Annotated in this window: 8 protein-coding genes and 1 tRNA gene; all 9 read right to left on the bottom strand. The window is 54.0% G+C overall.

Annotation, left to right across the window (positions count from 1 at the left end; translation table 11 throughout):
* Positions 1-382, bottom strand: a 382-nt coding sequence (locus tag VN114_RS13000) for a MerR family transcriptional regulator (RefSeq protein ID WP_325515523.1), incomplete at its 3' end; no start/stop codon positions are given.
* A gap of 4 nt (positions 383-386) precedes the next feature.
* The gene (locus VN114_RS12995; RefSeq protein ID WP_325515521.1) at positions 387-800 is read right to left on the bottom strand and encodes an integration host factor subunit alpha; all 414 of its coding nucleotides are present in this window, start codon (positions 798-800) and stop codon (positions 387-389) included.
* Positions 801-820: 20 nt separating this feature from the next.
* Positions 821-3,250: a phenylalanine--tRNA ligase subunit beta gene (gene pheT / locus VN114_RS12990; RefSeq protein WP_325515519.1), complete on the bottom strand. Its 2,430-nt coding sequence runs from the start codon at positions 3,248-3,250 to the stop codon at positions 821-823.
* 88 nt (positions 3,251-3,338) lie between these two features.
* Entirely contained in the window at positions 3,339-4,355 is a 1,017-nt protein-coding gene (gene pheS, locus VN114_RS12985) for a phenylalanine--tRNA ligase subunit alpha (RefSeq protein ID WP_325515517.1), read from the bottom strand.
* A gap of 128 nt (positions 4,356-4,483) precedes the next feature.
* Positions 4,484-4,843: a 50S ribosomal protein L20 gene (rplT, locus tag VN114_RS12980; RefSeq protein WP_325515515.1), complete on the bottom strand. Its 360-nt coding sequence runs from the start codon at positions 4,841-4,843 to the stop codon at positions 4,484-4,486.
* A 26-nt stretch (positions 4,844-4,869) separates the two neighbouring features.
* A complete protein-coding gene (gene rpmI, locus VN114_RS12975; protein ID WP_124574982.1) occupies positions 4,870-5,067 on the bottom strand; it encodes a 50S ribosomal protein L35 in 198 nt (65 codons plus the stop codon).
* Positions 5,068-5,223: 156 nt separating this feature from the next.
* On the bottom strand, positions 5,224-5,751 hold the full coding sequence (infC, locus tag VN114_RS12970) for a translation initiation factor IF-3 (RefSeq protein WP_414694226.1): 528 nt from the start codon (positions 5,749-5,751) through the stop codon (positions 5,224-5,226).
* Positions 5,752-5,805: 54 nt separating this feature from the next.
* Entirely contained in the window at positions 5,806-7,713 is a 1,908-nt protein-coding gene (gene thrS / locus VN114_RS12965; protein ID WP_325515512.1) for a threonine--tRNA ligase, read from the bottom strand.
* A gap of 216 nt (positions 7,714-7,929) precedes the next feature.
* Positions 7,930-8,006: transfer RNA gene (locus VN114_RS12960), tRNA-Val, on the bottom strand.
* Positions 8,007-8,088: the final 82 nt, after the last annotated feature.

The following is an 8,088-nucleotide window of genomic DNA, read 5'->3' as shown; positions in this document are numbered from 1 at the left end:
ACAACCCCAGAATCTCCATCAGCTCACCACGAATCGCTGCTAGCTGCGCGTTGTCCGCTGTGCCGCTGTCATGATCTGCGTCATCGTCCAGACGCCCCTCGAGAATCCGGCTGTCAAGCTTGTTACGTGCACCGCTGATCGTGAAGCCTTGTTCATACAGCAGTTCACGTATGCGACGAATCAACAGCACTTCATGATGCTGATAATAACGGCGATTGCCACGCCGCTTGACCGGTTTCAGTTGTGTGAACTCCTGTTCCCAGTAACGCAGGACGTGCGGTTTCACACCGCACAATTCACTTACCTCACCGATTGTGAAGTAACGCTTGGCTGGAATTGGCGGCAACGCAACCAATTCAGGTTTGGTGATCCGTTCGTTCATTTAGTCAGACGGTGCCGGCGAGCGTTTTTTGGCTTGAATCTTCGACCATGACCTTGAGTTTTTGACTCGCATGGAAAGTGACGACGCGACGTGCCGTAATCGGTATTTCCTCACCGGTCTTCGGATTGCGTCCCGGACGCTGAGGCTTGTCACGCAACTGGAAATTACCAAAACCGGACAGCTTGACCGACTCGCCGCGTTCCAGAGCATTGCGGATTTCGTCGAAAAAGGTCTCGACCATATCCTTGGCTTCGCGCTTGTTGAGGCCGACCTGTTCGAACAGCAGTTCGGCCAGTTCGGCTTTGGTCAGCGTTGGCAGGTCTTTTTCTGCCTGCGACCGTACCTTGGCCTCCAGCATGGCGCGGTTAAGGTCGGCAGCAAGTACGGACTGGAGTTCGGCGGAATTCACATCATTCATATTTGTCGTTCCCTGCCTATTCAAGTACGCAATCTGGCGCCATGATGTTTGCCGGCAGCAGCCACAAATGCGGCCATTGCAGCATCAACCAGATCGTCCTGCAGGGTCGATTGAGTATCTTGCAAGGTGAAGCGGAAAGCAAGGCTTTTTTCGTCAGATTCCAACCCCTTGCCGCGATATTCATCAAATAAAACAATCACTTGCAAAATATTGCATACAGGATTTGATTTCCTTTCAGCAACAAAAGAGTCGATTACGGATTGCATTTCGACCGTTTGTTTGACGACCAGCGCCAAGTCTCGTGTCACCGCCGGAAATTTCGAAATCTCCTTGTAGACAGGCACGTCGACGCGCTGCAATGCAGTCGCGTCAACTTCGAACAGCACCGGTGCCAACGGCAGATCGTATTTCTGCTGCCAGCGCGGATGCAGCTCGCCGATGATGCCGACTTCGTTGCCGTCAAGGATCACCTTGGCAGAACGGCCGGGATGCAGCGCTGGATGGTCCAGACGTGCAAAGGTTGGCTTCTTCGGTGCGAACAAGGCTTCCAGATCGGCTTTCACATCGAAATAATCGACGTTGCGCGTCGGCTGTCCCCATTGCTCTTCCATTGCCGGACCATAGGCGATTGCAGCAACACGCTTCGGCTGGTCGAAACCGGCGACCGACAACGGTCCATCCTGCTCTTCCTTGTTGCGCAGATAAACAGCGCCGATTTCGAACAGGCGAATACGACTGACCTTGCGGTTCAGGTTGTAACGAACGTTGGCAACCAGGTTGCCGATCATCGTCGAGCGCATCACGCTCATCTGGCTGGCAATCGGATTCAGCAACTTGATCGGATCGGCATTGCCGGCAAAATCGGTTTCCCATGCCTGCTCGACAAAACTGAAGTTGACGACCTCCTGATAGTCCGCATCGGCGAGTTGGCGACGAATCGTGAATGGCGACCGGACATTTTCCGGTGGAATGCGCATTGCGTTTGCCGCGATCGGCGGCAACGCAGGAATGTTTTCAAAACCGTAGACGCGCGCGATCTCCTCGATCAGGTCTTCCTCGATTTCGATATCGAAACGGTACGATGGTGGCGTCACCGAAAACACGCCATCCTTCTGCGTGAACTGCAAGCCGAGGCGCGTGAAAATATCGGAGATCTGCGTATCGGTAAAGGCAATGCCGATGACCTTGGCAGCGCGCGCAGTGCGTACACTGACCGGATCACGCTTCGGCAGATTGACGATGTGATCATCGATCGGGCCGACTGCCGTCTTGCCCGGTTGGCCGCAGATTTCCACGATCAGCGACGTAATGCGTTCGAGGTGCTCGACCGTCGTCGCAAAATCCACCCCGCGTTCGAAACGATGCGCAGCATCCGTAGAGAAATTGAAACGGCGTGCACGTCCCTGAATTGCATTCGGATACCAGAACGCTGCTTCCAGATAGATGTCCTGCGTGTCGAGCGTGACGCCGCTCGCATCGCCGCCCATGATGCCGGCCAGCGATTCGATTTCCTTGTCGTCGGCGATTACACCGATCCACTCATCGACTTCTACTGTGTTGCCGTTCAACAGTTTCAGCGATTCGCCTTTCTTGCCCCAGCGGATATCGAGGCCGCCATGAATCTTGTCGAGATCGAACACATGCGTCGGACGACCAAGTTCCAGCATCACGTAGTTGGAAATATCTACGAGTGCGGAAATCGGACGCTGGCCGCTGCGCTCCAGACGCTGTTTCATCCAGTCCGGTGTCGCCGCTTTCGCATTCAATCCGCGAATAACGCGTCCAGAAAAACGACCGCATAAATCAGGGGCCGAAACTTTCACCGGCAAGACATCCTTGATCGTCGCCCCAACGACTTGATAGGTCGGTATTTTCAACTGCGTACCGGTCAGAGCCGACACTTCACGCGCCACGCCTAATACCGACAGACAGTCCGCCTTGTTCGGCGTCAGCTTGATCGTGAATTTCAGATCGTTTAACTGATAGTAGTCACGGAAATTCTGACCGATCGGCGCATCCGACGGCAGATCCATCAAACCGCCCTGCTCGTCCGACAGCTTGAGTTCCTTTGCCGAGCACAGCATGCCCTGCGATTCCACACCGCGCAATTTACCGAGCTTGATTTCAAACGGCTTGCCGTCTTCACCCGGAGGCAACACCGCGCCGACCATTGCACATGCGACCTTCATTCCGGGGCGCACGTTTGGCGCGCCGCAGACGATGTTCAGTAAAGTGCCGGTACCGGCATCGACCTGACAGACATTCAAGCGATCGGCGTCCGGATGCTTGGCGACTTCGCGTACTTCTGCCACGACCACGCTGGAGAACGGCGGCGCAACCGGCTCGACCTCTTCGACTTCCAGACCAGACATCGTCAACAAATGCGCGAGTTCATCCGAAGTCATGTTCGGATCGACCATCGTACGCAGCCAGCTTTCGGAAAATTGCATGATTAAAACCCTATGCCACAGACATTACAAAATACGGGAACCGGCTCGTCGCGATTATTTCGACATCACGCGCCGATTGCATCGACCGTTAATTGAATTGCTTGAGAAAACGCAAGTCGCCTTCGTAGAACAGACGCAAATCGTTGATACCGTAACGCAGCATCGTCAGGCGCTCGAGGCCGGAGCCGAACGCAAAGCCGATGAACTGTTCCGGATCGAATCCCATGTTGCGCAATACGGTCGGATGTACCTGACCGGCGCCCGATACTTCAAGCCAGCGACCTTTCAACGGGCCGCTGCCAAATGCGATATCGATCTCTGCGGACGGTTCGGTAAACGGAAAATAGGAAGGCCGGAAACGCACCTGCAAATCATCGGTTTCGAAGAACGCACGAACAAAGTTGAGGTACACGCCTTTCAGATCGGCAAAACTGATGTTCTCGTCGATCCACAAGCCTTCGACCTGATGGAACATCGGCGAGTGTGTCGCATCACTGTCGACGCGATACGTGCGACCTGGCGCGATCACGCGAATCGGCGGCTTGTTCATGCGTGCATAGCGCACCTGCATCGGGCTCGTGTGTGTACGCAGCAGAAGCGGCTTGCCTTGCGTATCGTTGCCTTCGATGTAAAACGTATCCTGCATTGAACGCGCAGGATGATTCTCCGGGCTGTTCAATGCAGTGAAATTGGTCCAGTCGTTTTCGATTTCCGGGCCATCGGCAACATCGAAGCCGATCGAGCCAAAGATTTCCTCCACGCGCTGCCAGCTGCGCATGACCGGATGAATGCCGCCAGTTCCGCGACCGCGACCCGGCAATGTCACATCGATGGCCTCGGCATTGAGGCGCGCTTCCATTTGCGCATTCGACAATGCGTCGCGACGTGCTGTCAGTGCCTGTTCGATCTTTTCCTTGGCGGCGTTGATGACTGCGCCTTGCGTCTTGCGTTCTTCCGGTGCCAACTTGCCGAGGCTTTTCATCTGCTCGGTAATTTGTCCGGTTTTACCGAGATATTTCGCTTTCGCATTTTCCAGCGCTGCCGCATCGGCTGCCTCCGAAAAATCGGTCTGTGCTTGAATGACGAGTTGATCTAGGGGATTCATGCGGTTTGTTTTTCGTCCTTGAAAGGGAGCCGAAAGGTACAGAGAAAATAAAAGCGGGACATAGGTATGAAACCCTGCCCCGCTCGATATTGCTGCGCCGTCCAAAGACAGCACATACGATTCACAACTTAAGCAGCGATGTTTGCTTTCACCTGATTGACGATCGCGGCGAATGCCGGTTTGTCCATCACGGCCATATCTGCCAGAACCTTGCGGTCCAGTTCGATCGAAGCGCGCTTCAGACCGTTCATGAACACGCTGTAGGTCAGGCCATGCTCACGCGACGCTGCATTGATACGGGTGATCCACAGAGCGCGGAACACGCGTTTCTTGTTGCGACGATCGCGGTATGCATATTGACCAGCGCGCATGACTGCCTGCTTGGCAATACCGTAAACCTTGCTGCGACGACCACGATAGCCTTTGGCTTGGTCGAGGACTTTTTTATGACGGGCCCGTGCGGTAACCCCACGTTTTACTCTAGGCATGATTGCTCCTGATTATGTGAGTGAGGTTAAGCGGTCGGCATCATTGCGCGAACGGAATTCATGTTGGTGTCATGGACACCGACAGCACCGCGCAATTGACGTTTGTTTTTGGTGGTTTTCTTGGTCAGGATGTGGCGTTTGAACGCTTGACCACGCTTGACGGTACCACCCGGACGGACACGAAAGCGCTTTTTGGCGCTGCTTTTCGTTTTCATTTTTGGCATGACACACTCTGTCCTTTTAGGGACAGTTCCATTTTGTATGATTGCAGGTGGCAACAATTTCGTTGCACTTGGATGCCTACTCTCACTTGTTATGCAGTGAAATCGAGTTCACCGCTATTTGCAGCATCTGCCATTGCTGGCAGATAGTGCGAATTCTTACTTTTTCTTCTTCGGCCCCAGAATCATGATCATCTGGCGACCTTCCATCTTGGGAAACTGCTCGACCTGGCCGTACGGTTCCAGATCGGATTTCAATCGCTCCAGCATTCGCATGCCGATATCCTGATGAGCCATTTCGCGGCCGCGGAAACGCAACGTGATCTTCGTCTTGTCGCCTTCATCCAGAAACTTGATCAGGTTACGCAGCTTGATGCCGTAATCGCCATCATCGGTACCAGGACGGAATTTGACTTCCTTGACCTGAATAACCTTCTGCTTCAGCTTGGCTTCGTGCGCCTTTTTTTGTTCCTGATATTTGAACTTGCCGTAATCCATCAGGCGGGCGACCGGCGGTTGCGCAGTAGGCGCAATCTCAACCAGATCCACATTGGCTTCTTCCGCCAAACGGAAGGCTTCTGCCAGACTGACGATGCCGAGCGCTTCGTTCTCCACACCACTCAAACGCAATTCAGGCGCAGTAATTTCACCGTTGATCCGATGCGACTTGTCAGTAGCTATTGTAATTTCCTTTAAAAATCAAATAATTAAGCCGTGCTCCTGCGCTGCGGGATTAACCCTTCAGGCTTTGGTTTCGACCTCATTCTTGAGGCGCTCCACCAATAAATCGATGGGCATCGCACCCAGATCGACATTGCCCCGCGCTCGCACGGCCACCGTACCTGCGTCCCGCTCCTTGTCGCCAATCACAATGATATAAGGCAGCTTCTGAACGGAATGCTCGCGTATTTTATAGGTAATTTTCTCGTTACGCAAATCCAGATGTACCCTAAACCCTTGTTTTTTCAGGTTTTGTGCAACAGCTTGCGCATAATCCGCTTGCGCATCGGAGATGTTCAATATGGCAACCTGAACCGGCGCCAGCCATAACGGCAATGCACCGGCGTAATTTTCGATCAACATGCCGATGAAACGCTCCAGCGATCCGAGAATCGCCCTGTGCAACATGACCGGCACCTTCTTGGTGTTGTCTTCCGCGACATATTCGGCGCCAAGACGCGCCGGCATCGAGAAATCGACCTGAATCGTGCCGCATTGCCACATGCGACCGATGGCATCCTTCAGCGTGTATTCGATCTTGGGACCGTAAAACGCGCCCTCGCCCGGCGAAATTTCGTATGGATAGCCTGAACGGTCAAGCGAAGCGATCAACGCCTGCTCGGCCTTGTCCCACGCCTCATCCGAGCCGACACGTTTTTCCGGGCGCGTTGCCACTTTGTAAATCACATCGGTAAAGCCGAAATTACGGTAGACCTTTTGCAACAATGCGGTAAAGGCAACACATTCATCCAGAATCTGATCTTCGGTACAGAAGATGTGGCCATCGTCTTGTGTAAAGCCGCGCACGCGCATCATGCCGTGCAGCGAGCCGGATGGTTCGTTGCGATGGCACTGTCCGAATTCGCCGTAGCGCAATGGCAGTTCACGGTAGGAGCGCAGATCCGAATTAAAAATCTGCAAATGTCCCGGGCAGTTCATCGGCTTCAACGCATAGGCGCGATTTTCCGATTCTGTCGTGAACATGTTTTCCTTGTAATTCTCCCAATGCCCTGACTTTTCCCACAGGCTGCGGTCGAGAATCTGCGGCGCCTTCACTTCCTGATAGCCGTTGTCCTGATAGACATGACGCATGTACTGTTCAACCTGCTGCCAGACAGTCCAGCCTTTCGGGTGCCAGAAAATCAAGCCTGGCGCTTCTTCCTGAAAATGGAACAGATCAAGTGAGCGGCCCAGCTTGCGATGGTCGCGCTTCTCCGCCTCCTCCAGCATGTTCAGATAGGCTTCCTGCTCCTCCTTCTTCGCCCATGCCGTGCCGTAAATGCGCTGCAGCATTTCGTTCTTGGAATCGCCGCGCCAATAGGCGCCGGCCAGCTTCATCAGCTTGAATACCTTCAGCTTGCCGGTCGATGGCACGTGAGGGCCACGACACAGATCAGTGAACTTGCCTTCGGTGTAGAGCGACACGTCCTGATCAGCAGGAATCGATTGGATGATCTCGGCCTTGTACGCTTCGCCGATCGATTTGAAATACGCTACTGCGTCGTCACGTGGTAAAACCTTGCGGGTGACCGGCTCGTCTTTTTTCGCCAGTTCGACCATCTTTTTTTCGATCGCCTGCAAATCTTCCGGCGTGAACGGACGTTTGTACGAAAAGTCGTAGTAGAAGCCGTTGTCGATCACCGGACCGATTGTCACCTGCGCATCCGGGAACAGTTCCTTGACCGCATACGCCAGCAAATGCGCGGTCGAATGACGAATGACGTCAATACCTTCCGCATCCTTGTCTGTAATGATGGCCAGGTCGCTGTCCCGCTCGATCAGATACGACGTATCGACCACATCGCCGTTGACCTTGCCTGCCAGTGCGGCCTTGGCGAGACCGGTGCCGATGCTGGCGGCGACTTGCGCCACGGTGACAGGTGCATCGAATTGACGTTGCGAACCGTCGGGAAGTCGGACTGTAATCATTTTGCTCTCCGTTTCAGCCGGCAAGGCGGCTGACGCTAGATGGATCGATGTACAAAAATGCGGACGAAAAAAAACGCGGGCCAGCCGCGTTTTCTTCAAATGGTATTGACGAAAAAGATCCCGACTAGCGTCGCTTGGAAACCGATGTGGTTGTCGTTCGCGGTGTCATAACCGGGGATGCCTTTCTCGCTCTTACAGGTTTTACCAAATTTTCGTTGGTAGGCACGATTGGACTCGAACCAACGACCCCTACCATGTCAAGGTAGTGCTCTAACCAGCTGAGCTACGAGCCTAAAGAAGCGAAATTATAACGGCAATTCCGGACTTCCGCTAGTGCTTCGTTTGCCGCCAGGCCTGCAGCCAGCCGAGCCCTTC

Origin of the sequence: Oxalicibacterium sp., assembly GCF_035565035.1 — a bacterium.
In the GTDB taxonomy this organism is placed as follows: Bacteria; Pseudomonadota; Gammaproteobacteria; order Burkholderiales; family Burkholderiaceae_D; genus Oxalicibacterium.
The sequence above is the reverse complement of the archived record's forward strand: the minus strand, read 5'-3'. Positions and strand labels throughout refer to the sequence as shown.

Excerpts from the sequence above, each read along its gene's own strand:
- pheS (WP_325515517.1), bottom strand. The coding sequence starts at position 4,355 with ATGAATCCCCTAGATCAACTCGTCATTCAAGCACAGACCGATTTTTCG.
- rplT (WP_325515515.1), bottom strand. The coding sequence starts at position 4,843 with ATGCCTAGAGTAAAACGTGGGGTTACCGCACGGGCCCGTCATAAAAAA.
- thrS (WP_325515512.1), bottom strand. The coding sequence starts at position 7,713 with ATGATTACAGTCCGACTTCCCGACGGTTCGCAACGTCAATTCGATGCA.
- VN114_RS12995 (WP_325515521.1), bottom strand. The coding sequence starts at position 800 with ATGAATGATGTGAATTCCGCCGAACTCCAGTCCGTACTTGCTGCCGAC.
- pheT (WP_325515519.1), bottom strand. The coding sequence starts at position 3,250 with ATGCAATTTTCCGAAAGCTGGCTGCGTACGATGGTCGATCCGAACATG.
- rpmI (WP_124574982.1), bottom strand. The coding sequence starts at position 5,067 with ATGCCAAAAATGAAAACGAAAAGCAGCGCCAAAAAGCGCTTTCGTGTC.